This window comes from Streptomyces sp. NPDC001787 (assembly GCF_040297465.1).
GTDB lineage: Bacteria > Actinomycetota > Actinomycetes > Streptomycetales > Streptomycetaceae > Streptomyces.
Genome location: NZ_JBEOZE010000012.1, coordinates 39763 through 66214, shown reverse-complemented (window position 1 = coordinate 66214; position 26452 = coordinate 39763). Strand labels below are relative to the sequence as shown.

General features: G+C 73.4%; 22 protein-coding genes. 11 read left to right on the top strand and 11 right to left on the bottom strand.

All coding sequences use genetic code 11. The features are described 5' to 3' along the window. Positions 1-120: 120 nt before the first annotated feature. The 6 genes from ABT170_RS18540 to ABT170_RS18515 form a co-directional block, all read right to left on the bottom strand. Positions 121-1254, bottom strand: coding sequence for an acyl-CoA dehydrogenase family protein (locus ABT170_RS18540; RefSeq protein ID WP_329947017.1), 1134 nt, complete (start codon positions 1252-1254; stop codon positions 121-123). Beyond that, on the bottom strand, positions 1251-2441 hold the full coding sequence (locus ABT170_RS18535; RefSeq protein ID WP_329947018.1) for an acyl-CoA dehydrogenase family protein: 1191 nt from the start codon (positions 2439-2441) through the stop codon (positions 1251-1253). Before ABT170_RS18535 ends, ABT170_RS18540 begins: the two co-directional genes overlap by 4 nt. After that, a complete protein-coding gene (locus ABT170_RS18530) occupies positions 2438-3406 on the bottom strand; it encodes an NADPH:quinone oxidoreductase family protein (protein ID WP_329947019.1) in 969 nt (322 codons plus the stop codon). The genes ABT170_RS18535 and ABT170_RS18530 overlap by 4 nt, the downstream gene beginning before the upstream one ends. A 170-nt stretch (positions 3407-3576) precedes the next feature. After that, positions 3577-4176, bottom strand: coding sequence for a helix-turn-helix domain-containing protein (locus ABT170_RS18525; RefSeq protein ID WP_266926729.1), 600 nt, complete (start codon positions 4174-4176; stop codon positions 3577-3579). 133 nt (positions 4177-4309) lie between these two features. Beyond that, a complete protein-coding gene (locus ABT170_RS18520) occupies positions 4310-7003 on the bottom strand; it encodes a glycoside hydrolase family 84 protein (RefSeq protein ID WP_351868571.1) in 2694 nt (897 codons plus the stop codon). 131 nt (positions 7004-7134) lie between these two features. Then, positions 7135-7869 carry a PIG-L deacetylase family protein gene (locus tag ABT170_RS18515; RefSeq protein ID WP_329947022.1) on the bottom strand — a complete coding sequence of 245 codons (735 nt, stop codon included), beginning with the start codon at positions 7867-7869 and terminating at the stop codon, positions 7135-7137. 131 nt (positions 7870-8000) lie between these two features. Here ABT170_RS18515 and ABT170_RS18510 point away from each other — a divergent pair, with 131 nt between their 5' ends. Further along, a complete protein-coding gene (locus ABT170_RS18510) occupies positions 8001-9368 on the top strand; it encodes an MBL fold metallo-hydrolase (protein ID WP_351868568.1) in 1368 nt (455 codons plus the stop codon). Beyond that, the gene (locus tag ABT170_RS18505; protein WP_351868565.1) at positions 9365-10132 is read left to right on the top strand and encodes a sulfite exporter TauE/SafE family protein; all 768 of its coding nucleotides are present in this window, start codon (positions 9365-9367) and stop codon (positions 10130-10132) included. The genes ABT170_RS18510 and ABT170_RS18505 overlap by 4 nt, the downstream gene beginning before the upstream one ends. 56 nt (positions 10133-10188) lie before the next feature. Here the strand turns inward: ABT170_RS18505 and ABT170_RS18500 are convergent, their stop codons facing one another. Next, positions 10189-10467 (bottom strand): metal-sensitive transcriptional regulator, encoded by a 279-nt coding sequence (locus tag ABT170_RS18500; protein WP_323179569.1) that lies wholly within the window; start codon positions 10465-10467, stop codon positions 10189-10191. Between the two features lie 98 nt (positions 10468-10565). Here ABT170_RS18500 and ABT170_RS18495 point away from each other — a divergent pair, with 98 nt between their 5' ends. After that, complete coding sequence (locus ABT170_RS18495; RefSeq protein ID WP_351868562.1) at positions 10566-11138, top strand: rhodanese-like domain-containing protein; 573 nt, start codon at positions 10566-10568, stop codon at positions 11136-11138. 114 nt (positions 11139-11252) lie between these two features. On the opposite strand, the gene ABT170_RS18490 is transcribed toward ABT170_RS18495, so the two are convergent. Next, complete coding sequence (locus ABT170_RS18490; RefSeq protein ID WP_329947026.1) at positions 11253-12548, bottom strand: alpha/beta fold hydrolase; 1296 nt, start codon at positions 12546-12548, stop codon at positions 11253-11255. Between the two features lie 106 nt (positions 12549-12654). On the opposite strand from ABT170_RS18490, the gene ABT170_RS18485 reads away from it, so the two are divergent. Continuing rightward, on the top strand, positions 12655-13818 hold the full coding sequence (locus ABT170_RS18485; RefSeq protein WP_329947027.1) for an ABC transporter ATP-binding protein: 1164 nt from the start codon (positions 12655-12657) through the stop codon (positions 13816-13818). 52 nt (positions 13819-13870) lie between these two features. Continuing rightward, positions 13871-14845 carry an acetylxylan esterase gene (locus ABT170_RS18480; RefSeq protein WP_329947028.1) on the top strand — a complete coding sequence of 325 codons (975 nt, stop codon included), beginning with the start codon at positions 13871-13873 and terminating at the stop codon, positions 14843-14845. Between the two features lie 16 nt (positions 14846-14861). On the opposite strand, the gene ABT170_RS18475 is transcribed toward ABT170_RS18480, so the two are convergent. From ABT170_RS18475 to ABT170_RS18465, 3 genes are read right to left on the bottom strand one after another with little or no spacing between them, the layout of a single operon-like run. Next, positions 14862-15824, bottom strand: coding sequence for an ABC transporter substrate-binding protein (locus tag ABT170_RS18475; RefSeq protein ID WP_351868557.1), 963 nt, complete (start codon positions 15822-15824; stop codon positions 14862-14864). Beyond that, positions 15821-16498, bottom strand: coding sequence for an ABC transporter permease (locus tag ABT170_RS18470; protein ID WP_329947030.1), 678 nt, complete (start codon positions 16496-16498; stop codon positions 15821-15823). Before ABT170_RS18470 ends, ABT170_RS18475 begins: the two co-directional genes overlap by 4 nt. Then, positions 16495-17172: an ABC transporter permease gene (locus tag ABT170_RS18465; protein WP_351868553.1), complete on the bottom strand. Its 678-nt coding sequence runs from the start codon at positions 17170-17172 to the stop codon at positions 16495-16497. The genes ABT170_RS18470 and ABT170_RS18465 overlap by 4 nt, the downstream gene beginning before the upstream one ends. A 147-nt stretch (positions 17173-17319) precedes the next feature. On the opposite strand from ABT170_RS18465, the gene ABT170_RS18460 reads away from it, so the two are divergent. The 6 genes from ABT170_RS18460 (at position 17320) to ABT170_RS18435 (ending at position 26451) form a co-directional block, all read left to right on the top strand. Continuing rightward, positions 17320-18390, top strand: coding sequence for a LacI family DNA-binding transcriptional regulator (locus ABT170_RS18460; RefSeq protein ID WP_329947032.1), 1071 nt, complete (start codon positions 17320-17322; stop codon positions 18388-18390). Positions 18391-18551: 161 nt separating this feature from the next. Then, positions 18552-19724, top strand: a complete 1173-nt coding sequence (locus ABT170_RS18455) for a substrate-binding domain-containing protein (RefSeq protein ID WP_266926709.1) — start codon at positions 18552-18554, stop codon at positions 19722-19724. A gap of 14 nt (positions 19725-19738) precedes the next feature. Continuing rightward, the gene (locus tag ABT170_RS18450) at positions 19739-21373 is read left to right on the top strand and encodes an FAD-dependent oxidoreductase (protein WP_351868548.1); all 1635 of its coding nucleotides are present in this window, start codon (positions 19739-19741) and stop codon (positions 21371-21373) included. Between the two features lie 117 nt (positions 21374-21490). Continuing rightward, a complete protein-coding gene (locus tag ABT170_RS18445) occupies positions 21491-22606 on the top strand; it encodes a Gfo/Idh/MocA family protein (RefSeq protein WP_329947034.1) in 1116 nt (371 codons plus the stop codon). Continuing rightward, entirely contained in the window at positions 22603-23313 is a 711-nt protein-coding gene (locus ABT170_RS18440; RefSeq protein WP_351868545.1) for a polysaccharide deacetylase family protein, read from the top strand. Before ABT170_RS18445 ends, ABT170_RS18440 begins: the two co-directional genes overlap by 4 nt. A 123-nt stretch (positions 23314-23436) precedes the next feature. Beyond that, positions 23437-26451: an alpha-mannosidase gene (locus ABT170_RS18435; protein WP_351868542.1), complete on the top strand. Its 3015-nt coding sequence runs from the start codon at positions 23437-23439 to the stop codon at positions 26449-26451. Position 26452 lies beyond the last annotated feature (1 nt).

Below are 26452 nucleotides of genomic sequence, written 5' to 3'. Positions count from 1 at the left end.
GCCCGGTTCCGCCCGCACGCCCGCCCGGCACCCCCCGCTTCCCCGGCACGGCGAAGCGGGGGTACGCGGTCGCGTACCCCCGCTCGCCGGATCTGCGCAGAGGCTTCGGACAGCCCTCGATCAGGGCGCCGGGATCCCGGCCAGGCCGGCCACCGCCCCGAGATGGCTCCCCGCCGTGCCGTACGCGATCGAGTCGGCCTTGGCCCGCTTCAGATACAGATGCGCGGGGTGTTCCCAGGTCATCCCGATCCCGCCGTGCAACTGCACGCACTCCTCGGCGGCGTGGACCGCGGCCTTCGAGCAGTACGCCTGGGCCACGGCGACCGCGAGCGCGGCGTCCGGGCTGCCGGTGGCGAGGGCGTCGGCGGCGTTGCGGGCGGCGGCGCGGGCCGAGACGACCTCCAGCCACAGCTGCGCCATCCGGTGCTTGAGGGACTGGAACGAGCCCACCGGCCGGTTGAACTGGTGCCGTTCACGGGTGTACCGCACGGTCTCGGTCAGACACCACTCGGCGAGGCCGAGCTGTTCGGAGGCGAGCAGCCCGGCACCGGCGAGCAGGCCCTGCCGTACGGCACGGTCGGCGGCGGTCGCGTCGGCGAGCAGGGTCCCGGTGGCACCGGCCAGGGTGACGGCGGCGAGCGGACGGGTGAGGTCGAGGGCGACGAGCGGCTCCAGGGCGACCGTGTCCCCGGCCGTCCGGACCGCGTACAGACCCTCGGCGGTGGGCACCAGCAGCACATCGGCGGCGACCGCGTCGGCCACCCCGCGCACCGCCCCGTCGAGGACGCCCGCCGACGCGGTCACCGTCCCGGCGAGCGCTCCGGAGGGCGGGACGGCGAACGGCACGGCGAGGACCGCGGTCGTGCGGCCGGAGGCCAGCTCGGCGAGGAGCGCGGCGACCGGACCGTCCCCGGCCTCCAGCGCCAGCAGCGTACCGGTCGCCGCGACGGCACTCGTCAGGAAGGGCGCGGGGGCGACGCTGCGGCCGAGCTCCTCCAGGACCACGGCGGCCTCCCGGTGCGAGGCCCCCTGCCCGCCCAGCTTCTCCGGTACGAGGAGTCCGGCGGCGCCGATGCCGGTGGCGAGCGCCTTCCACAGCCGCGGGTCGTACGGCGTGCCGGACTCGGCGGCGGCGATCACCGCCGGTGCGCCGGCCCGGTCGGCGAGCAGGGAACGCACGGCGGACCGCAGGTCCTCCTCGGCCTGCGAGTAGAGCAGATCGGGGGTGGCGGCGGGCTGGTTCGGCGCGGTCATCGGGACAGGTCCTTCCAGGCGACGTCCTTGTCGTTGCGCGGTTCGGCGGGCAGCCCGAGCACACGCTCGGCGACGATGTTCAGCAGTACCTCGCTCGTGCCGCCCTCGATGGAGTTTCCCTTGGAGCGCAGATAGCGGTACCCGGCGTCGCGTCCGGTGAAGTCCACCAGCTCCGGCCGGCGCATGGTCCAGTCCCCGTACAACAGGCCCTCCTGGCCGAGGAGTTCGACCTCAAGGCCGCTGATCTCCTGGTTGAGGCGGGCGAAGGCGAGCTTCATGCCCGATCCCTCGGGGCCGGGCTGTCCGGCGACGAGCTGCTGGCGCAGCCGCTCGCCGGTGAGCCGGGCCACCTCGGCCTCCACCCACAGCGTCAGCAGGCGCTGGTGCAGGTCGTGGGTGCGCAGTTCCGGGCGCTCGCGCCAGGTCCGCGAGATCGGGCCGATCATGCCGCCCTCGCGCGGGATCCGGGCTCCGCCGATCGAGACGCGCTCGTTCATCAGGGTGGTCTGCGCGACCTTCCAGCCCTCCCCCACCGGGCCGAGCCGCCTGCTGTCCGGGATGCGCACACCGGTGAGGAAGACCTCGTTGAACTCCGCCTCGCCGGTGATCTGGCGCAGTGGCCGCACCTCGACACCGGGGTCGGTCATGTCGCAGATGAAGTAGCTGATGCCCCGGTGCTTGGGCAGGTCCGGGTCGGTGCGGGCGATCAGGATCGCCCAGCGGGCCACATGGGCGCTGGACGTCCAGACCTTCTGCCCGTCGACGACCCAGTCCGCCCCGTCCCGGACGGCCCGGGTGCCGAGGGCGGCCAGGTCGGATCCGGCGCCCGGCTCGCTGAACAGCTGGCACCACACCTCCTCGCCGACCCACAGGGGCCGCAGGAAGCGCCGCTTCTGCTCGTCGGTGCCGAACCCGAGGATGGTCGGGGCCGCCATGCCCAGGCCGATGCCGATGCGGCGCGGGTCGTTGCCGGGGGCCCCGGCGGCGGCGAGCGCGGCGTCGACGACGGGCTGGAGGGAACGCGGCGCGCCGAGCCCGCCGAGTCCGGCCGGGTAGTGGACCCAGGCCAGACCCGCGTCGAAGCGGGCCTTGAGGAACGCGGTGCGGTCCGTGGTGGCCGGCGGGTACGCGAAGAGCAGTTCGCGCGTGCGGCGGCGGACCTCGTCCGCGTCGAGGACGGTGGTCATCGGGCGGCTCCCGTCGGCAGGACGACGATGCGGCCGGTGCTGGTGCCGTCGGCGACACGCTGGACGGCGGTCGCCGCGCCGGTCATCGCGGCGCGCTCGCTGACCAGCGGTCTGATGACTCCCTGTGCCGCGAGCCGGGTCAGCTCGTCGTGGCAGGCGCGGACCGCGGCGGGGTCGTTCGTGTTGTAGAGGCCCCAGTGGAGTCCGACGATCGAGTAGTTCTTGACGAGGGCGTGGTTGAGCGCCGGGGCGGGGACGACTCCGCTCGCGAAGCCGACGACGAGGACGCGTCCCTCGAAGGCGACGCACTTCACGGACCTGGCGTAGGCATCGCCGCCGACGGGGTCGTAGACGACGTCCGCGCCCCGCCCGCCGGTGGCCTCCTTGACCCTCACCACGATGTCCTCGCTGTGGCGGTCGATGACCAGGTCGCAGCCCAGCTCCCGGGCGGTCGCGGCCTTCTCCGGGCCTCCGACGACGCCGATGACGGTGGCACCCGCCGCCTTGCCGAGCTGCACGGCGGCGCTGCCGACGCCGCCCGCCGCCGCGTGCACCAGCAGGGTCTCGCCCGCCTCGATACGGGCCCGGCGGTGCAGCCCGAACCAGCCGGTCTGGTAGCCGATGTGCAGGGCCGCCGCCTCGGCGTCGTCCAGGGAACCGGGCGCGGGCAGCAGCGCCGCCTCGTCCGCGACGACGTACTCGGCGAAGCCGCCGTGCGGGAGGGCGGGGGTAGCGAGCACCCGGCGCCCGTCCTCGGTGTCACCGCAGATCTCCACGCCCGGTGTGAAGGGCAACGGCGGGCGCACCTGGTACTGCCCCCGGCAGAGCAGCGCGTCGGGGAAGTTGACGTTGGCCGCCCGCACCCTGATCAGCGCCTGGCCCTCGCCGGGCGTGGGCCGCTCCGTCTCCTCCAGCCGCATCACCTCGCCCGGCTCGCCGTTCCGGTGCACTCGCCATGCCTGCATGAGGGGCCTCCACAACACTGTCGGCATTACCTGCTCACGGCGCCCGCGCCCGTGACCGCCGTGCGCACCGGCCACCGCTCGCACTACCACCGCTCCGGCGCATACTAAGCGGTCGCTTGCCGATCTGGGAACACCTCGGAAGGCCGGCCCGCACACCCCGCCGACCCGTCTCAGCCTCTCTTGGGCTTGGCCCTGACATGCATGCGCTCGCCCTGCGGCCCGAACAGGCTGAGGTATTCCACCGGCTCGTCACCCACGGGCCCGAACCAGTGCGGCAACCGGGTGTCGAACTCGGCCGCCTCCCCCGGCTCCAGCACCAGATCGTGTTCGGCCAGCAGCAGCCGCAGCTGCCCGGAGAGCACGTACAGCCACTCGTACCCCTCATGGGTGCGCTGCGTCGGCACGTCCCCGGAGGCGGACTCGTGCAGCACCTTGTACGCCTGGAGACCACCCGGCCGGCCGGTGAGCGGGAGCGCGGTCTTCCCGCCGTGCACGATCGGCTTGGCCCTGACCCTCGGGTCCCCGACGGGCGGCGCGCCGACGAGATCGTCGAGCGGCACCTCATGGGCGCGGGCGATCGGGAGCAGCAGCTCCAGGCTGGGGCGCCGCCCGCCGGACTCCAGCCGGGAGAGGGTGGAGACGGAGATTCCGGTGGCTGCGGAGAGCGCCGCGAGCGTCACCCCGCGGTCGGTGCGCAGCCTGCGCAGCCGGGGTCCGACGCCGGTGAGCACGGCATCCAGTTCCGGGTCGTCCCGGTCGTGTTCCTTCATGCCCCCATTGCAGAATCAGCAAGGCGGTTTGTCAATCGGGCGGGGATGCGCGGCGTACGCAGGGGGCGGGGCCCACCGCCGTGCGGCCGGCCGCCCCGCCCCCGCGCCCGCCCCCGCTTCCGGGGCCCGGTCCCTACCTGACGATCACCTCGGCGATCTGCGGTGCGGGCCCGGCCCCCTCGCGCCAGAGCAGGCGCACGGCGTCGGCGGTGCCGCCCGTCGTGCGCAGCTCGGTGTACGGGCCGGCCAGCGCGCCCGCCGTGCTCCAGCTGCCGTCCGGCGCCCTCAGCTGCACCTCGGCTGCGGCCGTCGAGCCCGTGGGCCGCAGGACGGTGACGGAGTGTGCGGCGAGCGGCTCGACGAGCCGTACGTCGAGCGCTTCCGCGGCCCCGGGGGTCCGGGCGGCGCGGTAGACCGTGGCGGTGTCCCCGTCGGCCGCGGAGCGCAGGGCCGATCCGGGGGCGGCGGGCGGGCCGCCGGTCACCGACGCCTCGGTGGTGGCCACCCGGAACTCCCTCACGACGACCCAGCTGGCCTGCCCGGCCGTCGCGCGCGCCCGTACGTACCGGGCCCTCGTGCCGGCGGGCGGGGTCACGGCCACCTCGGGCCGCCGCTCGAAGGCGGTGAGCTCCCGCCAGTCCACCCCGTCCGCGGAGAACTCCAGGACGCCCGTGTGGAGGTAGTCCTCGGCGCTGCCCGGCTTGCCCATGGCGAGTGTGACGTCCCCGATGTCGCGCACCCGTCCCAGGTCGACCGTGAGCCGGTCCCCCGCGGCGGGGGCGCCGTCGCTCCAGAAGTACGTGGCGTCGTCGCCGTCCAGCATCCGGGCGACGCCGTTGCTCCCGTACGTACGCAGGGTGGTCGAGGCCGACGGCCTGCCGGTGATGCCGAGGATCCGGTCGTGCTCGGCCTCGGCCGCGTCGATGAACCCGTCCAGGACTCCGTCGCCGACCACGACGGGGACCTCGCGGCCGTCGAGCCCGGTGAAGGTGAACGACCGGGCCTCGGCGACCAGCGCGGGGAGCTTCTGCCGCAGCTCCCAGGCCTCGGCGCCCCGGCCGTCACGGGCCGCCCGCACCATGCCGAGGGCGGAGCGGACCGCCCCCGCCCAGGACTCGGTGGCATCCAGCCAGGGGCCCGCGTCGTCGGTGAACCCCCGGTCCGGCAGTTCGGCGCGCAGCCGGCCGGGGGCGGCGCCGAGTGCGGTGAACACCGCGTCCAGGCGCCCGCCGTCACCCGATTTCCAGAAGGTGTCGATCTCCGCCGCCAGTTCCGGCGCCTTCTCCTCGTTCAGGGCCGAGCTGTAGTTGACGTCGGCGAAGGCGCGCAGGGCCCTCTCGGTGCGCCGGTCGCCGCCCGCGTATTCGGTGAGCCCCGCGCCCCAGGAGGCGCGCGCGTCATAGGCGGCGTCGTTCCAGGAGTAGTCGGCGACGGTGAACAGCGAGAGCTTCGAGGCGTACGGCTGGATCATCGGGTTGGCGGTGATGCCGGCCAGTTCGGCGGGCAGCCCCTTCTCCCTGCCGTTGAACGGGCCGAGCAGCAGCCTGTTGGTGGCGTAGTCGTTGACCGGGTAGTTGTCCCAGGTCAGGATCGGATGGGCGAAGACCTCGCGGGCGGCCTTCGCCTGGGCGACGGTCATCTTCGGCGCGACGACGCCGACACCGGTCCACTCGACGAGCACCTCGGGGTCGAGCTGCTCGGCTAGGGCCTTCTTGTACGGGGAGGGGGCGACGTCGTAGTACTCCGTCGGCACCATCTGGAGGGGCTGGGCCCCGGGGTGGGTGGCGATGAACTCCTTGTTGACCCGGTTCAGCAGGTAGGCCTGAGCGGCACCGGCCGCACCCCCGCCGCTGCCCCACTTCGCCTCGTCCCCGGCACAGTTCCAGTCCGTGTAGCTGATGTCGTCGAGCGGTACGGCGAAGGTCCGTACACCGATGTCCCAGACCGTCTCGAACTTGTCGACGAGCGCCTTGGCGTCCGCGTCGGAGCTGTAGCAGACGGAGAGCCCGGGGGAGAGAGCGTAGGTGAACTCGACGTGCCGCTCGGCGGCCCGGCCGGTGAGTTCCGCGATCCGCGCCAGCCGGTCGGCGGGGTAGGCGTCCCGCCACTTCTCGCGCAGATAGGCGTCGTCCTTGGGCGAGTAGACGTAGATGTTCATCTTGTGCTCGCCGTAGTAGTCGAGCTGGTCCAGACGCGCCTCGTGCGACCACGGAGTGCCGTAGAACCCCTCGATGACACCCCGCAGCGCGGTGCCCGGCCAGTCGCGCACGGCCAGGCCGCCGACCTCGGCGCCGGGCCGGCCTCGCTCCGGCAGGATCTGACGCAGGGTCTGGGCGGCGTAGTACGTGCCGGTGGTGTCCTTGCCCGCGAGGACGACGCGGCCCGCTCCGACGCCGAGGACATAGCCGTCGGCGGGCAGGTCCTCGGGACCCTGGAGGCCCTGGGCCGCGAGCGCCGCGGCATCACCGACATGGACGGTGAGCCCCCGCCGCGCCGGTGCGTCGCCGCGGACGACGCGCTGGGCGCCGGCGCGGCGCAGCGCCTCCTCCACGACACGCACGGAGGAGGCGTCCGCGGTGTCGCCGGTCACCACGGTCACGGTGGGACTGATGGTGATCCGGTCGGTGCGCCGGCTCACCGACTGCGGGGTCGGGGTGATGCCGGGGGCCCGGCGGTCGCTCCCGGCAGCCGGCGTATCCCCGATCCCCCCGGTTTTCCCGGGGCCGTCCGGGGCGGCCTGCGCGGCGGGCACCGCGGTCAGGAGTCCGCCGACGAGCAGGCCGGCGGTCAGGGCCAGCAGAGCGGGACGGGGCGGGAGACGCGTCACAGGTCCTCCATTGGTCACTTGAGCCATCAGAGTCGCGCAACACAACACCACCGAATTCAACAGTTTGGCGCTTACATGTCAATGACTTCCGCAACGCCGCCCCCTTGACCCGCGACGCGGCGCACCGCCGCTCAGCGCGCGAAGACCTCGAAGGGCACGGCGGGCGTCCCGCCGAACCGCTCGGCGACGGAGCGCACCGCACCACCCAGGAACGTACGGCAGTACGCCTCCGGGTCCTCCTCCGTCAGCGCCTCGATGTACGTGCGGTGCGCCAGCAGCGACCGGACGGAGCGCTCGAAGCCCTGCGTGGCGTCGGCCGCGTGCGTGGGCCGGTCACTGCCCGCGACCGCGATCCAGCGCACCCCGTCCCACGGCCGGAGCCCCTGCTCCACGAGTTCGGGGAAGATCCACCGGTTGCCCGCGTCCGCGACCGCGTCCAGCGCGGCCCTGCCGACCGCCCGGTGGTCGGGGGTGTTCCAGGCGACACCGCCCCAGGTGTCACGGTGATTGAGCGTGATCACCAGCTCCGGGCGGTGGCGGCGAACAGCCGCGGCGATCTCGCGGCGCAGCCGGATGCCGTACTCGATCACGCCGTCCCGGTGGTCCAGGAACTCCACCGTCCGCACCCCGACCACCGCCGCGCTCTCCCGCTGCTCCCGCTCCCGCACCGGGCCGCACTCCGCAGGGGGGAGCGTGTCGATGCCGGCCTCGCCCCGGCTGGCGAGCAGGTAGGAGACCTCACGGCCGCCGTCGGTCCAGCCCGCCACGGCGGCTGCCGCTCCGTACTCCAGGTCGTCGGGATGGGCGACAACGGCCAGGGCACGCTGCCAGTCGGTGGGCATGGGTTCGAGCTGTCGCTGCGTCATACCCGCAGGCTATCCACGCCGGCGGAGTCCGCCCGGAGCCGACACACGGAGCGAAAAATACCCCTGGGGGTATCGATGCTAGGCTGTTCGAGAGATACCCCCGGGGGTACACCGTACGAGAGGAGCGTGTCGTGTTCTTCGTCAACACCTTGGACACAGCCGGCCTGGGCAACCGCAGCTACCTGGCGGGCGGCGAACGGGCCGCCGTCGCCGTGGATCCGCCGCGCGACATCGACCGGGTCATCGCCGCGGCGGCCGTACGCGGGGTGCGGATCGCCCTGGTGGTGGAGACGCATCTGCACAACGACTATGTCTCCGGCGGCCTCGAACTGGCGCGGACGACCGGCGCGCGCTACCTGGTTCCGGCCGCCGCACAGGTCTCCTTCGCCCGGACGCCGGTCGCCGACGGCGACACCGCCCGGGTGGACGAGGGCATCACACTGCGGGCGATGGCCACCCCGGGGCACACCCCGCACCACACCTCCTACGTCCTGGAGGAGGACGGCCGGGCCGTCGCCGCGTTCACCGGGGGTTCCCTGCTGATCGGCGGCGTGGGCCGTCCCGACCTGGTCGAGCCCCGGCTGACCGAGCAGCTGGCCCGCGCCCAGCACGCCTCGGTGCGACTCCTCGCCGACACCCTGGACGACGAGGTCGCCGTGCTGCCCACGCACGGCTTCGGCAGCTTCTGCTCCGCCGGACGGGGCGCGGGCGCCACGACGACGACGGTGGGCGCCGAGCGCGGCAGCAACGAAGCGCTGGTCAAGGACGTGGACACCTTCGTCGCCGACCTGCTCGCCGGTCTCGACGACATTCCCGCCTACTACGCGCACATGGGCCCGGCCAACGCGGCGGGCCCCTCCCCCATCGACCTGACGCCGCCCGTACCCGCCGACGCGGAGCGCGTGGCCCAGCGGCTCGCGGCGGGCGAGTGGGTGGTGGACCTGCGCAGCCGCGTCGCGTTCGCCGAGGGACATGTGGCCGGGTCGTTCAACTTCGAGGGCACGGGAGCGCCCGCCACCTATCTGGCCTGGCTCATCCCGTGGGGCAGGCCGGTCACCCTGCTGGCGTCCACCGCCGAGGAGATCGCGGACGCGCAGCGCGAACTGGCGCGGGTCGGGATCGACCGGCCCGTCGCGACGGCCACCGGCACCCCGGAGTCCTGGGTCCGGACCCCGGACGAGCTGCGCTCCTTCGCCCGGTCGGACTTCGCGGGGCTGGCCGCCGCCCGGCGCCACGGCGGGGCACCGGTGATCCTCGACGTCCGGCGGAACTCCGAACGCGCGGGCGGCGCGATCCCGGGCTCCGTGCACATCCCCCTGCACCAGCTCCCCGGGCGGCTGGGCGAGATACCGCCGGGCGTGGTCTGGGTGCACTGCGCCGGCGGCATGCGGGCGGCGATCGGCGCGTCACTGCTGGACGCGGCGGGGCGGGAGGTGGTGGCCGTCGACGACGGGTTCGAGGCGGCCCGTGCGGCGGGCCTGACGGCCGCCGTCGCATGACCTCGCTGATCCTGGCCGTGACGGCCGGGGCCGTGGTCGGTCTCGCGCTCGGCGGGCTCGGCGGCGGGGGCAGCGTCCTCGCCGTTCCCGCGCTGATCTACGCGCTCGGCCTCAGCCCGGCCGCGGCGACCACCGCCGGGCTGCTCATCGTGATCGCGACCTCGCTCACCGGCCTGCTGGCCCATGCCCGGGACGGCGCGGTCCGGTGGCGTACGGGAGCGCTCTTCGCGGCCGCGGGCATCGTCCCGGCGGCCGTGGCGGGAGCGCTGTCGGTACGGATTCCGGCGGCGGTGCTGACGGTGGCGTTCGCCGTGCTCGCGACGGTGGCCGCGGTCCGGATGCTCCGGCCCCGTCCGCTGCCCCCGGCCGCCGACGGCGGGCGGGGAGCCGGTCCCGTGCCCGCCCGCCGGGCCGCCGGGGCGGGTGCGGGGCTCGGGGCGGTGACCGGTTTCCTCGGCGTGGGCGGCGGATTCCTGGCGGTGCCCGCGCTGGTCACCTTCCTCGCCGTGCCGATGACCGCCGCCGTGGGGACGAGCCTCCTCGTCATCACGGTCAACTCGACGGCGGCGCTGGCCACCCGGCTCGCGACGCCGGCCGCACTGGACTGGGCCGTCATAGCCCCCTTCACGGCGGCGGCGGTGCTCGGCGCCTGGGACGGCAAACGGCTGGCCTCGAAGGTGTCCACGGACGCCTTGCAGCGCGTGTTCGGCGGGGTGCTCCTGGCGGTGGCGCTCGGCATGGTCGTCGACGCCGTCCTTCGATGACCCCCGGCAGCCCGCCGGGGCGGTGCGCGCCGCCGGACCGGCGGCGCGCGTCCGTGTCAGGCCAGCGAGAGGAAGAGCTTCTCCAGCCGGGCACGCATCCGGTCACGGTCGGCGGGCTCGGCGGAGCCGTCCGCCATGCAGTTCTGCAGCCCGGTGGCGATGATCGCGAAACCGGCCCGGTCCAGGGCCCGCGAAACCGCCGCCATCTGCGTGATGACGTCCTCACAGTCCCGGCCCTCCTCGATCATCCTGATGATCGCGTTGAGCTGGCCCTGTGCGCGGCGCAGGCGGTTGAGGACCGACTTCAGTTCATCGGCCGCCATGTCGAGTTCCACACATCCTCCTCCGAATACCCCAAGGGGTATTCTAACCTGTCCGGGGAACGGGAGACACGTGTCTTCCCGACCCCGGTGACCGAAAGGAAGACCTGCTCGTGACCAGCCCCGCCTCCCTCTCCCCCGCCCAGGCCGCAGCCCGTCTGGAGGAGTTCACCGTCATCGACGTGCGAGCCCCCGGGGAATACGCCTCCGGCCATGTGCCCGGCGCCCTCAACATCCCGCTCGACCGGCTCCCCGAGGCGCTGGCCGCGCTGAAGTCGGCCGCCGCGCGCGGCACTCTCCTCGTGGTGTGCGCCTCCGGCGTCCGTTCGACGCGCGCCTGCGAGATCCTCGCCGGCGCCGACATCGACGCCGCGACCCTCATCGGCGGCACCTCCGCCTGGGAGGGTGACGGCCACGGCCTGGACCGGCCGGAGGGCGCCGGGACCGTCTGGCCGATGGAGCGTCAGGTCCGGCTCGCCGCCGGTTCGCTGGTGGTGGCGGGTCTGGTGGCGGGGCTCCGCTTCCCGGCCGCGCGCTGGCTGTCCGCCGGTATCGGCTCCGGCCTGGTGTTCTCCGCGGTGACCAACTCCTGCGGGATGGCGGCGGTGCTGTCCCGGCTCCCGCACAACCGCGCCCCGCGCTCCGCCACCGGCCTGAACGCCACGCTGGAGGCACTCCAGCGGTGACACGTGCAGACTGTTGCGCCCCGTCACGCGTGACGGAGGCGGACCGTCGCACCCGGGGGAGCCGGCCGCACACCGTGCGCGGCCGGCTCCCCCGCGTTCACCGGGCGGTACGGGTCAGATCTCGTCCCTGACCATCGCGAGCAGCCGGTCCAGCACGCGGGGCCCGCCCGCGCGCAGTCCGTCGTGCTCGAACTCGTTCGTCACCCAGGTGCGCAGCCCGCGGATCGACGCGGCGGTGCGCAGCGCGTGCCCGGTGTCCACGTACATGTCGTCGTGGTACACGGCCGCGGCGACCGGGACCTCGTTGGCGGCGAGCCGCCCGGCGTCGTACAGCACCGGCCAGTCGGTGCGGTTCGCGAGGAGTTCGGCGGTCTCGCGCAGCGGGCGCAGCGCCGGGTCCACCTCGAAGTGCCAGGGGTGGATGCTCTCACCGGTGAAGAGGACGGGGCCCTCCCCCGCCAGTGCCGCCTCCGCGTCGAACTGCGGGAACTCGGCCCTGACCCGCTCCGCGGCCCATCCGGTGGGCGCCCCGCCCTGTCCGTAGATCGCCTCGTGCATCAGGGCGTACAGCGGATGTCCGGCGAACGAGTTGGCCGTGCGCATGCCCTCCTGGAAGGCGTCGGAGAGCTCGGTCCCGTGCGGGGTGCGGACGAAGGCGTTCTCCATCAGGTAGTGCAGCCGGTGGCTGCCGCTGCCGCCGCCCAGCATGATGCCCAGCGACTGGAACCCCTCGGGCGTCAGCCGGTGCCCGGCGCTCTCGGGCCGGTGTTCGGCGAGGTACGCGGCGATCTCGCGGGCGCGCCGTACGTCCTGCGGGTAGCGGGCGTAGTGCGCGGCGTTCTTCCGCTCGATCCGCGGGTAGGCGGCCCGGTACACCTCGTCGGCGTGGGCGTCGAGCGCGGGCAGACCGCCGGTGATCAGGACGGCTTCGAGCCCTTCGGGGGCGACCGACAGATAACGCACGGCGCAGAATCCGCCGAAGGACTGCCCCAGCACGGTCCAGGTGCCGCCACCGGTCAGCTGCGGGCGGATGAGCTCGCAGTCGCGGACGATGCTGTCCGAGCGGAAGTGGGCGAGGTACCCGGCCTGCTCGCGCGGGCCGCCCCGCAGCGGCAGGGTCTGCCGGTTGGCCGGGGCGGACCGGCCGGTGCCGCGCTGATCGAGCAGCAGCACCCGGAACTCCTGCACGGCACGGCCGAGCCACGCCTCCGTACCGACGAACCGGCCGGCGCCGAACCCGGGGCCGCCCTCCAGATAGAGCAGCCACGGCAGCTGCTCACCGGCCCGTCCGGCCGCCACCGCCTCCCGGCCGAATATCTCGATCTGCTCACCGCCCGGGTCACCGTGATCGAGTGGGACCGTGAAACGACGGTCGGTGAGGACGACGCCGGGCTGCCGGTAACTGCTCACAAAAGGCTCCTGAATCAGATGGTTCCGGGACAGTTCAGCACATGGGTGTGACTCGGACGGGCCCGGCCCGTGTGCGCCCGGTCCGGGCGGCTCCTAACGTGCAGTCATGATCCGGTTCGAGCAGGTCGGCAAGGTCTACCCGGACGGCACGACCGCGGTCGACGGGCTGTCCTTCGAGGTCGGCGAGGGGGAACTGGTCACGCTGGTGGGACCGTCCGGCTGCGGCAAGACCACCACGATGATGATGGTGAACCGGCTGATCGAGCCGACCTCGGGCCGGATCCTGGTCGACGGGGAGGACATCGCGGGTGTCGACCCGGTGAGGCTGCGCCGCCGGATCGGATATGTGATCCAGCAGGCCGGTCTGTTCCCGCACCGGACGGTCCTGGACAACACCGCGACCGTCCCGGCGCTGATCGGCTGGAAGCGTGCCAGGGCCAGGGAGCGGGCGGCGGAGCTGCTCGACCTGGTGGGCCTGGACCCGGGCACCTACGGATCGCGCTACCCCGCCCAGCTGTCCGGCGGTCAGCGTCAGCGGGTGGGGGTGGCGCGGGCGCTCGCGGCGGATCCGCCGGTACTGCTGATGGACGAGCCCTTCGGCGCGGTGGACCCGGTGGTCCGTGAGCGGCTTCAGGACGAGTTCCTGGGACTCCAGGCAACGGTCAGGAAGACCGTTCTGCTGGTCACGCACGACATCGAGGAGGCCGTGCGGATGGGCGACCGGATGGCCGTGTACGGGGAGGGCCGCATCGAGCAGTTCGACACCCCGGCCGCCGTGCTCGGCACCCCGGCGACGCCCTACGTGGCGCGGTTCGTCGGCGCCGACCGGGGGCTGAAACGGCTGTCGGTCACCGCGATCGAACCGGAGGACCTCTGGGAGCCGCCGGTGGCCCGGCTCGATGAACCGGCCCGGTCCGCGGCGGCCCGGCTGGGTGCGGCGGGGGCCCGCTGGGCGGTGGTCCTGAACGGTGCGGGCGAGCTGCACGGCTGGGTGTCGGTGGACGCGCTGCGGGACGCCGGGGAGCCGGCGACGGTAGGTGGGCCGGCCCGGCGGATGGAGGCGTGGGTGCCCGTCGGCGCCCCGCTGAAGCAGGCGTTCAGCGAGATGCTCCAGTACGACGCCGGGTGGGTGGCGGTGCTGGACGGGGCGCGTTTCCTGGGGGTGCTGACTCCGGCGAAGCTCCATGAGGCGCTGCGCCGCTCGGTGGACGCGGACGCTCAGGGCGTCCCGCGCGAGGAGGTGGCGTTCGACTCGGTCGCGGAGGCCTGAGGGCGGGACCGTACGGTGTGATCGTCCACTCCTGCGACGAAGGCGGTCCCTCATGGCTCTGTTCGATCTGTCCCTCCCCGAGCTGCACGGCTACCGCAGCCGGTCGGTGGAGCCGACGGACTTCGACACGTTCTGGTCGACGACCCTCGACGAGGCCAGGGCCCATGACCTGGACGCCCGCTTCGAACGGCACACCGGCACGGGGCTGGCGGGCGTCGAGGTGTACGACGTGACGTTCGCGGGCTTCGGCGGGCACCCGGTCAAGGGATGGTTCGTCGTTCCGGCGGGCACCCGGGAGCCCCTGCCGGTGGTCGTGGAGTTCCTCGGGTACGGCGGCGGGCGCGGTCTGGCGCACACCCACCTGCTGTGGGCCTCGGCCGGTTTCGCCCACTTCGTGATGGACACCCGGGGCCAGGGCAGCGGCTGGGCGCCGGGGGACACGGCCGACCCCGTGGGCAGCGCGCCCTCGCTGCCCGGTTTCATGACCCGGGGCATCGAGGATCCCCTGGACTACTACTACCGGCGGGTGTTCACGGACGCGGTGCGGGCCGTGGAGGCGGCCCGCTCGCATCCCCTGGCCGACGCGGCGCGCACCGCCGTCACCGGGGTCAGCCAGGGCGGCGGCATCGCGATCGCCGCCGGAGGGCTGATACCGGACCTGGTCGCGGTCGCGCCGGACGTGCCGTTCCTGTGCGACTTCCCGCGTGCGGTCACCCTCACCGACCGGCAGCCGTACCGCGAGGTGGGCAACTACCTCAAGACGCACCGCGGCCGCACCGAGCGGGCCAACGCCACGCTGGCCTATTTCGACGGGGTGCACTTCGCGGCGCGCGGCCGGGCTCCCGCGCTGTTCTCGGCGGCCCTGGAGGATCAGACCTGCCCGCCCTCGACGGTGTTCGCCGCGTTCAACGCGTACGGCCATCAGGACAAGACGATCGAGGTGTACGACTTCAACGACCACGAGGGCGGTGGCGCGTTCCAGGAGGCCGCCCAGCTGGCCTGGCTCCCGGGGAAGCTGACGGCCTGAGAACACGGGCGGTCCCTCACCCCGCCGGGATGAGCCCCGCCTTCCTCAGATAGTCGCGTGCGACGTCCTCGGGCAGCCTGCGCCAGCTGTCGACCTGTTCGTTCATGGATGCCAGACCGGCCGTGGTCAGCGCGGTGGCGAGCGGGGCGAGGGCGTCGCGCACCCCGGCGCCGCCCGCCCGTGCGCGGTTGACGACGGGGACCAGGTGATCGGCGTTCTGCAGATGCCTGTCGTCGGCCAGGAGCACGAGGCCGAAGTCGTCGAGGGTGGCGTCCGTGGTGGTGGTCAGGACCATCTGGTCCTGACCGCTCTGCACCGCCTGTTTGGCCTGGGTGGTGCCGACACCCTTCGGATCGACGGCGGTGATGTCGATGCCGTAGGTCTTCCTGAGTCCGGGCGCGCAGTACGGGCGCTGTACGCATTCGTCGCCGGCCGCCAGCCGCACGGGCAGCCGTGACCTCCCCAGGTCGCCGAGGGTCTTCAGGCGGTGCCGCGCGGCGTACGAGGAGGCGACCGCGAAGGCGTTCTGGTCGACGGCCCGGCCCGGGTCCAGGACGGTGAGGCCGCGGGGTGCGGCCAGCGAGCGCAGGGCCCTCATCGTGGTGCCGAGGTCGGGGGAACCGACGGGCGCGGCGTCCGCGCCGTTGGTCCTGGCGTTCAGCCAGTCGGCGAAGGTCGCCGCGTACTCCGGCACGACGTCGATCTGGCCGCTCTCCAGCGCGGGTTCGTAGATCTCCCGGTTGGTCACGGAGATGATCCTGGTGGTGTACCCGGCCCGGCCGAGCAGGATCGCGTACATCCGGGCGAGCAGATCGCTCTCGGTGAATCCGGCGGAGCCGATCGTGAGGTGCTTGCTGTCGCCGGGCGGGGCGGTGACATCGCCCCGCCTCTCCAGGGCGGGGCCGGTGGCGCACGCCGCGGCGGTGCCGGCCAGCAGCAGAAGGACGCACAGGGCTTTCGGGGTACGGGGGCGGCTCACGCGGCCTCCCGGGCCCGGCGCCGGTCCGGGGCGATGTGCCGCCCGGCCTCGAAGAGCCCTTCCACCAGCAGGGCGAGGACGGCGACCAGGACCGCCCCGGCCACGACCTGGGGGGTGGAGGCCAGGTTGAAGCCCGCGGTGATGATCCGGCCCAGTCCGCCGCCGCCTGCCAGGGCGGCCAGCGTCGCGGTGGCGACGAGCTGCACGGCGGCGATCCGGATGCCGGTGAGGACGAGCGGCATCGCGAGCGGCAGCTCCACGCCCAGCAGCATCTGCCCGCCCGTCATGCCCATCCCCCGGGCCGCCCCGACCACGTCCCGGTCCACCTCGCGCATCCCCACATAGGCGTTGGTGAGCAGCGGGGGCATGGCGAAGAGCACCAGCGCGATGACGGTCGACCACTGGCCGTACGCGCCGACCGGCGTGAGGAGCAGCAGGACCAGCACGGCGAACGTGGGGACGGCCCGGCCGATGTTCGAGATGTTGACGGCCAGGGCGCCGCCCCTGCCGAGGTGGCCGAGGACCAGGGCGACCGGCAGGGCGATGAGACAGCTGATCAGCAGGCAGACCGCGGTGAGGTAGAGGTGTTCGCCGAGCCGGTGCCAGATGCCGTCGGGCCCGGACCAGTGGGCGGCGGTGGTGAGCCAGGACCAGGAGTCGGCGAGCGTGGTCACGACCGGCTCCTGGTCCAGGGTGTCAGCAGCCGCTGCGCGCCCAGGAGCAGCAGGTCGGCCGCCACGGCGATGAGGACACAGAGGACGGACGCGGTGAGCACCTGGGCCTTGAAGTAGGTGTTCATGCCCGCGTAGATGAGGTTGCCGAGCCCGCCGTGGCCGACGATCGCCCCGACCGTGACCAGGGAGACCGCCGAGACGGTGGCGATCCGCAGCCCGGCCATGGAGGCGGGCAGGGCGAGCGGGAGCTCCACGGTCATCAGCAGGCGTACGGGGCCGTAGCCCATGCCGCGCGCCGCCTGCCGGGTCTCCTCGGGCACCGCCCGCAGTCCGGCGAGGATGTTGCGCACGAGAAGGGTGAGCGAGTAGAGGACGAGTCCGGCGACGACGAGCGTGGCGGAGAGCCCGTACACCGGCAGCAGCAGCGAGAACATCGCGAGCGAGGGGATGGTGTAGAGGACCGTCGTCAGACCGAGCACCGGTCCGGCCGCCCAGCGCCTTCCGCGGGCGGCCAGGGCGAGCGGCAGCGCGAGGGCCAGCGCGATGAGCACCGAGACCGAGGTCAGCTGGAGGTGCTGGACCGTCGCGTCCCAGAGGATCTCCCGGCGGCTGGAGAGATAGGCGCCGCAGATCCATTCATTGCGCGCGAGGCAGTCGTCGGGGGGCGCGGTCACGCGTCCATTGGAGCGCGGGCGTCCGGCCGCCGCGCGCCATGATCGTCTGTTCGAGGTGCGCGGCCCCTGCCCGATGGGACGTCCACGGTGCCGGATCCGCTGATGCATGCAATGGGAAAACGCTTTCAGTGCAGCTATCGTAGCCCTATGCCGAGCCAGGTCAATCGACGTTCCGCCCGCCCCCGCCCGTCGTCCGCCGTGACGCTCCAGCAGGTCGCGCAGGACGCCGGGGTATCCCTTGCCACGGCGTCGCGCGTCCTCAGCGACAGCGACCGCAACGTCACCCAGGAGCTCCAGGAGCGTGTCCTGGAGGCGGCCGCCCGGCTCCGTTACGTGTCCAACGCACCGGCCCGCGCACTCGTGCAGTCCACGACCTCCATCGTCGGGCTGATCGTCCACGATGTGAACGACGCCTACTACTCCGCCATCGCGGCCGGTGTCATGGAGGTCGCCCGCGACCGCAAGCTCCTGGTGATGCTGGCGGGCACGTTCCACGAACCCCAGCTCCAGGCGGAGTACGTGGCGCGGCTGCGCGCGCAGCGGGCCCGTGCCGTCATCCTCGCCGGGTCCGGCTTCACCGGCGGCAGCCCCGCGCTCACCCAGGAGCTGGAGGCGTTCGCGGCCCACGGCGGCCGGGTCACCGCGGTGGCGCACCAGGGCCTTCCGGTGGACACGATCATGCCGGGGAACCGCGAGGGGGGCCGCGCGGTCGCCGAGCATCTCGCCGGCCTCGGGCACACGGAGATCGGCGTCATCTGCGGACCTCTGTCCCTGGTCTCGGTGCAGGAGCGGCTGCAGGGGTTCCTGGAGCGCGCGGCGGAGCTCGGTGTGCATGTCCAGGAGCGCCATCGCGCGGAGGCCGACTTCACCCGGGACGGCGGACGTGCCGCCGCCGTGCGGATCTTCCGCAGGTCGCAGGACATCACGGCGCTGTTCGCGCTGAACGACGCCATGGCCCTCGGCGCCCTGGCGGCGCTCCGCGACGACCTGGGCCGCAGCGTGCCGGCCGATGTCTCCGTGGTCGGGTTCGACGACCTCCCGGTGGCCTCCGACGTGACTCCCGCGCTCACCACCGTACGGCTGCCGCTGGAGGAGATCGGGCGCCGGGCGCTGCTGCTGGCGCTGGGTGACGCGTCGGCCTCCCCGAGGTCGCTCGCGGTGCCGTCGCGGCTCGTGGTGCGGGCCAGCACGGCACCGCCGCCACGCCCCGTCGGCTGAGCCGCCACCCATCGGGTTGACGCGTTCAAGCGGCCCGAACCGCTTACTTGACGCACTAAGACACAAGTTTTCCCTGCAACCCTCTTGAAATAATGCGTTAACCATCAACACACTGGGACCCACGCTGCTTTGACGCGTCAAACAGAGGGGGTGGTGGCTGGATGGGCACGTCCGGACCCAAGTACCAGCGGATCAAGGACGAGTTGCGGGCCGAGGTGGCGCGCGACGAGTACGAGGCGGGTGCGCCGTTCATCACCCAGAACCAGCTGCGCGAACGGTTCCAGGTCAGCTCCACCACCGCGGTGCGGGCCCTCAACGACCTGGTCGCGGAAGGCCTGCTGGTACGCCGCCGGGGTCTGGGGACCTTTGTCGCGGCGCCCTCGGACCGGCCGGAGGAGCCCGCCGCCGCACAGCGCTCGGGAGTGATCGCCTGCATCATCAGCGGTCAGGGGCCGCACCAGTCCGACGTACTGCGCGGCATCGAGTCGAGCTGCGCCGAACGCGAGGTGCGCATGTTCTTCTCCGACACCGCGATGGGGATGACCACCACGGGCCACGCCGACCACCCCGCGTCCACCGCCCGCCAGGACAGGGCGCTGCGCCAGGCGGTCGAGGACCGGGTCGACGGCATCATCCTGTACCCCGTGCAGGGTTCGCCCGATCTCGCCGTGCTCGACGACATCAGGCGTCTGCGCATCCCGATGGTGCTGGTCGACCGGTACTTCCCGGACCTCGCCATCGACGCCGTCACCGCCGACAACTACGACGTGGGCTACCGCCTCACCGAGCAGCTGCTCGCCGCCGGCCACGAGCGCATCGCGACGCTCTGGGGCGAGACGGAGTGCACGAGCGTCCATGACCGGATGACCGGCCACAAGCAGGCGCTGCGGGCCCATGGGCAGCCGCTGCTCCCCCAGCTGACCGCCCTGCGCTCGTACACCGCGCTGCCCGAGGACGACCGCAGGAACCTGCTGTCCGAACTCCTCGCCGCGCCCGAGCCGCCCACCGCGCTGCTGTGCGCCCACGGTTTCGCCGTGGCCACGGCCGCCGCCGATCTGGCCTCGCTCGGCATCGGTGTGCCGGACGAGATCGTGCTGGCGGGCATGGACGACGCCGGGCCCTACGACCTGCTGCCGCTGACGAGCTTCGCCGCCCGGCTGCCCGCACGGGAGATCGGTGCCCGCGCGGTGGAACTCCTGGTCACCCGGATCTCGGAGCGCGCGGCGGGCGAGGACCCGTACCGCAGCGCCGAGCAGATCGTGCTTCCCGTCCGGATCAGGACGCGCGACTCCGCGCCGGTCCGGCTCCGCACCGTCGCCGCCCACCGGCCCTGAGGGAGGAGACTCCTGTGTCCGCCACCCCCGCACCCCCCGCCCGCGAACTCGGGACCGACGTCCTCGTGGTCGGTGCCGGTCCCGGCGGCCTCGCCGCCGCGCTCACCGCCGCCCGCTTCGGCCACCGGGTCGTGCTCACCGACCCCACCGACTGGCCCGGCGGCCTGCTCACCGCCCAGGCGGTACCGCTCGCCGACGGCCACCGCATCGAACTGGACCCGGTCTCGCCCGGCTATCGCGACCTGCGGGAGCGGATACGCGACTTCTACCGGCGCAACTACCCGCTGTGCCCCGAGCCGTACGCGGATCCCCTGCTCGACCCGGGGCTCAGCACCACCGGCCACCTCAGCCACGAACCACGCGCGGCGCTCGCCGTCGTCCAGGAGCTGCTGGCCCCGCATCTCGCGGCGGGACGCGTCACCGTGCTGCCGGAACACCGGCCGGTCGCGGCCCACCCGGACGGCGACCGGGTCGCCGCCGTCACCCTGGAGCGCCCCGGCGGGGACCGGCTGACCGTCTCCGCCTCGTATGTCGTCGACGCCACCGACCTGGGCGAACTGCTCGGCCTCGCGGGCGTCGAGCACGTCACCGGGGCGGAGTCCCGGGAGGAGACCGGCGAGCCGCACGCCGCCGCCGTCGCCGATCCCCTGGACCAGCAGCCCGTCTCATGGGTCTTCGCCCTGGACCACCGCCCGGGCGAGGACCACACGGTCGAGCGGCCGGCCGGCTACGACCGGTGGTCCACCGCCTTCTCCTGGGACACGGCGGAGCCGGGCCGCGCGGCACCGCGCACCGTGCCGCTGTTCCTGCACGAACCGGACGACGTCCCGCCGTGGGCCGCGCCGCCCAACGACCGCTGGCACCAGCGCCGGGCGCTCGCGCGCAGCCGGTATCTGCCCGGGACCTTCGACAGCGACATCACCCTGGTCGACTGGCCGCAGACGGCCTACACCCGGCTGCCGCTCGCCGGCGCCGGTGACGGCGTACGGGCACGGGCCGAACAGGAGGCGCGCGAGCAGGCGCTGTCGTTCCTCTACTGGATGCAGACCCGGGCGCCCCGCCACGACGACGGCCACGGCTATCCGGAGCTGCGGCTGCGGCCGGACGTGACCGGGACGGCGGACGGGTTCGCCAAGTCGCCGCGGGTGCGTGAGTCCCGGCGCATCCGGGCCGAGTTCACGGTTCTGGAGCACCATCTCACCGTCGCCGCCCGCGCGGGGGCGCCGGGGGCCGAGACGTTCACGGACAGTGTGGGGACGCTGCGCTCCCGCATCACCCTGCAACCGGGTACCGGGGGCGGCCCCGGACTGGATCTGGAGTGCCTGCCGTTCCAGCTGCCGCTGGGCGCGCTGCTGCCCGTACGGGTGGAGAATCTGCTCCCGGCCGGGCAGAACCTCGGCGCCACGCACCTCAGCGCACCCGCGTTCGGCGGGCACCACGGCCAGTGGGCGATCGGCGAGGCCGTGGGCGCGCTGGTGTCGTACTGCCTGGAGCACCGGCTGCCGCCGCGCGCCGTACGCGGGACCGAACGCAGGCTGGCCTCCTTCCAGGGGCGGCTGAGCGATTCCCTCGGCCTCGCCCTCGACTGGCCGGACCGGCTCCGCAACGGTCCGGTGACCAGCGCCGGAGCGCTCTACGCCACGCTCTGACCAATCCCTCCCAGCCCGACTCCGCCCTCCTCTCGGGGAGGGCGCTTTCCCCACCTGCGGGAAAACGCTTACCACCCTTGCTCCACGACATCGCTCACCCACCTGGACGGTCCTTCCGTGTCTGTGACCCCGCCCCCCTACCGCGTCCTGTTCGTCGGCGCCGGCAATATCGCCCGCGCCGTCCATATGCCGGCGTTCCTCGAACACCCCTCGGACTTCACGGTGGTCGGCGCCGTCGACTCCGATCCCGGCGCCGCCCGGTCCTTCGCCGCGGACTTCTCCCTCCCCCACCACTCCACCGATCTCCCGGCAGCCCTGCGCGAGGCGCGTCCCGATCTCGTGGTCATCGCCTCCCCGCCCGTCGCCCACCGCCGGCAGGCCGTCGCCGCACTGGAGGCCGGGGCGTGGGTGTGGTGCGAGAAGCCGCCCGCGCTCAGCCTCGCGGAGTACGACGCGATGACCGCCGCCGAGGGCGAGCGCGGGCCGTACGCCCCCATCGTGTTCCAGCACCGGTTCGGATCGGGCGCCGAACACGCGAAGGCGCTCATCGCCTCGGGTGAGCTGGGAGCACCGCTCGTCGCCCACTGCCAGACCACCTGGTACCGCGACGACTCCTACTACGCGGTCCCCTGGCGCGGGAAGTGGGCGACCGAGGGCGCGGGCCCCGCGATGGGACTCGGCATCCACCAGATCGACCTGCTGCTCGAACTCCTCGGGGACTGGGCGGAGATCCGGGCGATGGCGGGCCGGCTGGCCCGCGACACCGAGACCGACGATGTGACCACCGCGACCGTGCGCTTCGCCTCGGGCGCCCTGGCCACCGTCGTCAACAGCGCGCTCTCGCCGCGCGAGGTCAGCCATCTGCGCATCGACCTGCGCGACGCCACGATCGAGCTGAACCATCTGTACGGATACGGCAACGGCGACTGGACCTACACCCCGGCGCCCGGCGTCGACCCCGCCCGGTCGGCCGCCTGGTCCACCCCCGCGCAGGACGTCCCCAGCTCGCACGCCGCCCAACTGCGCTCGCTGCTCGCCGACATGCGGGCGGGCCGTCGGCCGCGGGCGAGCGCCGGGGACGGCCGGCGTTCCCTCGAACTCATCACCGCCATGTACAAGGCCGCCCTGACCGGACTCCCGGTCCTGGCCGGCGAGATCGTCCCGGGCGACCCGTTCTACACCGCGCTGCACGGCTCCGTCCCCGGCTGGGCCCCCGAGGAGTCCGGGCGATGACGGGTATCACCCGTGCGCTGCTGCTCACCTTCGACGACCGGCACCTGCGCGAATGGGCCGCCGCGGCGCCGCTGCTGCGCCGCTACGGCTCCCGGGTCACCTTCTTCGTCTGCGAGCCCGACCGGCTCGACCGCGAGGACCGGCGCCTGCTGCACCGGCTCGCGGACGACGGCCACACCATCGGCTGCCACGGCCTGCGGCACGAGCGGGCGCCCGATTTCATCGCCGCGCACGGCCCGGCCGCCTACCTCCGCCAGGAGGTCCTGCCCGCGCTGGAGGAGCTGCGCCGTCTCGGCTTCGCGGCCCGGACCTTCGCCTACCCGTGCAGTGCCCGGGACGACACCACCGACCGGCTGCTGCTCGGCCTGTTCGAGCGGCTGCGCGGCGGTGTGCCGGCGGACCGGCGCGCCGATCCGTCGCTGGCGGACGAACTGCACGTGCCGGCGGCCGAAGTGGCCGGTCGCAGGGTCCTGCCCGGCTGTTCGGTGGACTCCGGGCGCGGGCCGCTCGTGTACGGCGGCGATCTGTCCGGTGTCGAGGCGGCGGTGCGCAGGAGCGCCGAGGACGGCGGCGTCAGCACGCTGTACGCCCACTGCGTCGCCGACGCCCACGAGGCGAACCATGTGACACCGGCGCGGCTGGAGCGGCTCCTGGCCCTGGCCGACGAGCTCTCCCTGCCCTGTGCGGGCTTCGACGAGCTCCCCTGATCCGTCCCCGGTCACCGGTCCCCGCCCGTCCCCGGCCCCTGCCCCTGCCCGTCCCGCCCTCTCGTACAGCCCCGACTCCCGCACCATCCCCATCGCTCCCCCAGCCCGGAAGAGGCTTCTGCCATGCATGACGACCGCACACTGACCGAGGAACGCCTGGACCGTGTCCTGCGCGAGCGCATCCGGCCGGCGATCCATCCGCGTACCGCGCCGCTGGACATCGAGGTCTGGCACGCCCCGGGCGAGCCGGTGCCGTTCGCCGAGGCGGTGAACGCCCCGTACAAGCCCGGCGCGATCGGTGACACCTGGGGCCCCGCCTGGGGCACCAGCTGGTTCCGGGTCACCGGACGCGTCCCCGCCGACTGGGCGGGGCTGACCGTCGAGGCGGTGATCGACCTCGGATTCGCCCGCGACCGGCCAGGATTCTCGGCGGAGGCCCTCGCCCACCGGCCGGACGGCAGTGTGGTGAAGGCCCTCAACCCGTGCAACACCTGGCTGCGCGTCGGACAGCCGGCGGCGGGCGGCGAGGAGTTCACCTACTACCTGGAGGCAGCCGCCAACCCCGAGATCCTGGAGGGGGTCAGCGATCTCGGCGACCGGGAGACGGCGGGCAGCGAGCCCCTGTACCGGGTCGAGCGGATGGACCTCGCCGTCTTCGACGAGCAGGTGTGGGAGCTCGTCCAGGACCTGGAGGTGCTCGACCAGCTGATGCGGCAGCTCCCCCTCGGCTCGGCACGCCGCTGGGAGATCCTGCGCGCCGTGGAGAGGTGCCTGGACGCGCTGGACCTCGATGCCGTCAACGCCACCGCTGCCGCCGCCCGCGAGCGGCTCCGGGCGGTGCTCGACTCGCCCGCGAACGCCTCCGCGCACCGCCTCTCCGCGGTGGGCCACGCCCATATCGACTCCGCGTGGCTGTGGCCGCTGCGCGAGACCGTGCGCAAGGTCACCCGCACCACCTCGAACGTGGTGGCGCTGATGGACGACCACCCGGAGTTCGTCTTCGCGATGTCACAGGCGCAGCAGCTCGACTGGCTGCGCGAGCACCAGCCGGCGCTGTACGAGCGGGTCAAGGAGAAGGCCGCGGCCGGGCAGTTCGTCCCGGTGGGCGGGATGTGGGTGGAGTCGGACACCAACATGCCCGGATCGGAGGCGCTGGCACGGCAGTTCGTGTACGGCAAGCGCTTCTTCCTGGAGGAGTTCGGGGTGGAGACGCGGGAGGTGTGGCTGCCCGACTCGTTCGGCTACTCGGCCGCTCTGCCGCAGCTGGTCGCGCTCTCCGGTTCCCGCTGGTTCCTGACGCAGAAGATCTCGTGGAACACCACCAACCCGTTCCCGCACCACTCCTTCCTGTGGGAGGGGCTGGACGGCACCCGGGTGTTCACGCACTTCCCGCCGGTGGACACCTATGTCGGGGAGCTCTCCGGCCAGGAGATGGCGCATGCCGAGGAGAACTTCCGGGACAAGGGGAACGCCACCCGCTCGCTGGTGCCGTTCGGCTGGGGCGACGGCGGCGGCGGCCCCACCCGCGAGATGCTGGCGCGCGCCGAGCGGCTGGCGGACCTGGAGGGCTCCTCGCGGGTGACGATCGAGACACCGGCGGAGTTCTTCGCCGCGGCGGAGGCCGAGTACACCCGGCCGCCCGTGTGGCTGGGCGAGCTGTATCTGGAGCTGCACCGGGGTACGTACACCTCTCAGGCGCGGACCAAGCAGGGCAACCGGCGCAGCGAGCATCTGCTGCGGGAGGCGGAGCTGTGGGCGGCCACGGCGGCCGTGCGGACCGGGTTCCGCTATCCGCAGGAGGAGCTGGACCGGATCTGGAAGAGCGTGCTGCTGCACCAGTTCCACGACATCCTGCCCGGTTCCTCGATCGCCTGGGTGCACCGCGAGGCGGAGGCCACGTACGCGCGGATCGCCGAGGAGCTGGAGGCGGTGATCGGCGGGGCGCAGCGGGCGCTGGCCGGATCGCCGGAGGGCGGGGGCACGGTCGTGTTCAACGCCGCTCCGCACTCCCGGGCGGGGGTTCCGGCGGGCGGTGGCGCGCTCGTGCGCGAGGCCGCGGACGGGCCCGTGGGGATCGAGTCGTACGAGGGCGGCTTCCGGCTCGACAACGGGCTTCTGCGGGTGACCGTGGACGCGCGTGGTCTGGTGGTGTCGGTCCTGGACCTGGTGGCCGGGGGGCGCGAGACCGTGGCCCCGGGCAGTGTGGCCAACCTGCTCCAGATCCACCCGGACCTGCCCAATCGCTGGGATGCCTGGGACGTCGACTCGTTCTACCGCAACACGGTGACCGACCTGACCGAGGCCGATTCGGTGCGCCGGGTGGGTGAGGGCATCGAGGTGGTGCGCAGCTTCGGCGGGTCCCGCGTCACCCAGCTGCTGACGCTGCGGGCCGGGGCTCGGCGCCTGGACATCGACACCGAGGTCGACTGGCACGAGCAGGAGAAGTTCCTCAAGGCGGCCTTCCCCCTCGATGTGCGGGCCGGTCACTCCACGGCGGAGACGCAGTTCGGGCACGTCCAGCGCCCCACGCACACCAACACCAGCTGGGAGGCGGCCAAGTTCGAGATCTGCGCGCACCGCTTCCTGCATGTCGGTGAGCCCGGCTGGGGTGCCGCGCTGGTGAACGACTCGACGTACGGTCACGATGTGACCCGTACGGTCCGGGAGGACGGCGCCACCACGACCACGGTGCGGCTGTCGCTGCTGCGGGCCCCCCGCTACCCCGACCCGGCGACCGACCAGGGGGTGCACCGGCTGCGCTACGCGCTGCTGCCGGGTGCGACGGTCGGCGACGCGGTGCGCGAGGGCTGGCAGTTCAGCCTGCCGGAGCGCCGGGTGCGGGGCGGGCGCGAGGTGGCGCCGCTGGTCACGCTGGACAGTGACGCGGTGGTCGCCACGGCGGTGAAACTGGCCGACGACGGGAGCGGGGACGTAATCGTCCGGGTCCACGAGGCGCACGGCGGGCGGGCCGCCGCACGTCTGGGCGCCGGCTTCCCGCTGGCCTCGGCGACGGTGACCGACCTGCTGGAACGCCCCCTGGAGGGTGAGCGGGTCACCGTCCAGGGGGACGTGGTGGAGCTGGTACTGCGCCCGTTCCAGATCCTGACGCTGCGCCTGGCGGTCGCCGCGGCGGGCTGAG

Bases quoted from the DNA above. Each gene is read 5' to 3' on its own strand.
- ABT170_RS18540 (WP_329947017.1), bottom strand. From the start codon at position 1,254: ATGACCGCGCCGAACCAGCCCGCCGCCACCCCCGATCTGCTCTACTCG.
- ABT170_RS18535 (WP_329947018.1), bottom strand. From the start codon at position 2,441: ATGACCACCGTCCTCGACGCGGACGAGGTCCGCCGCCGCACGCGCGAA.
- ABT170_RS18530 (WP_329947019.1), bottom strand. From the start codon at position 3,406: ATGCAGGCATGGCGAGTGCACCGGAACGGCGAGCCGGGCGAGGTGATG.
- ABT170_RS18525 (WP_266926729.1), bottom strand. From the start codon at position 4,176: ATGAAGGAACACGACCGGGACGACCCGGAACTGGATGCCGTGCTCACC.
- ABT170_RS18515 (WP_329947022.1), bottom strand. From the start codon at position 7,869: ATGACGCAGCGACAGCTCGAACCCATGCCCACCGACTGGCAGCGTGCC.
- ABT170_RS18505 (WP_351868565.1), top strand. From the start codon at position 9,365: ATGACCTCGCTGATCCTGGCCGTGACGGCCGGGGCCGTGGTCGGTCTC.
- ABT170_RS18485 (WP_329947027.1), top strand. From the start codon at position 12,655: ATGATCCGGTTCGAGCAGGTCGGCAAGGTCTACCCGGACGGCACGACC.
- ABT170_RS18480 (WP_329947028.1), top strand. From the start codon at position 13,871: ATGGCTCTGTTCGATCTGTCCCTCCCCGAGCTGCACGGCTACCGCAGC.
- ABT170_RS18460 (WP_329947032.1), top strand. From the start codon at position 17,320: ATGCCGAGCCAGGTCAATCGACGTTCCGCCCGCCCCCGCCCGTCGTCC.
- ABT170_RS18455 (WP_266926709.1), top strand. From the start codon at position 18,552: ATGGGCACGTCCGGACCCAAGTACCAGCGGATCAAGGACGAGTTGCGG.
- ABT170_RS18440 (WP_351868545.1), top strand. From the start codon at position 22,603: ATGACGGGTATCACCCGTGCGCTGCTGCTCACCTTCGACGACCGGCAC.
- ABT170_RS18435 (WP_351868542.1), top strand. From the start codon at position 23,437: ATGCATGACGACCGCACACTGACCGAGGAACGCCTGGACCGTGTCCTG.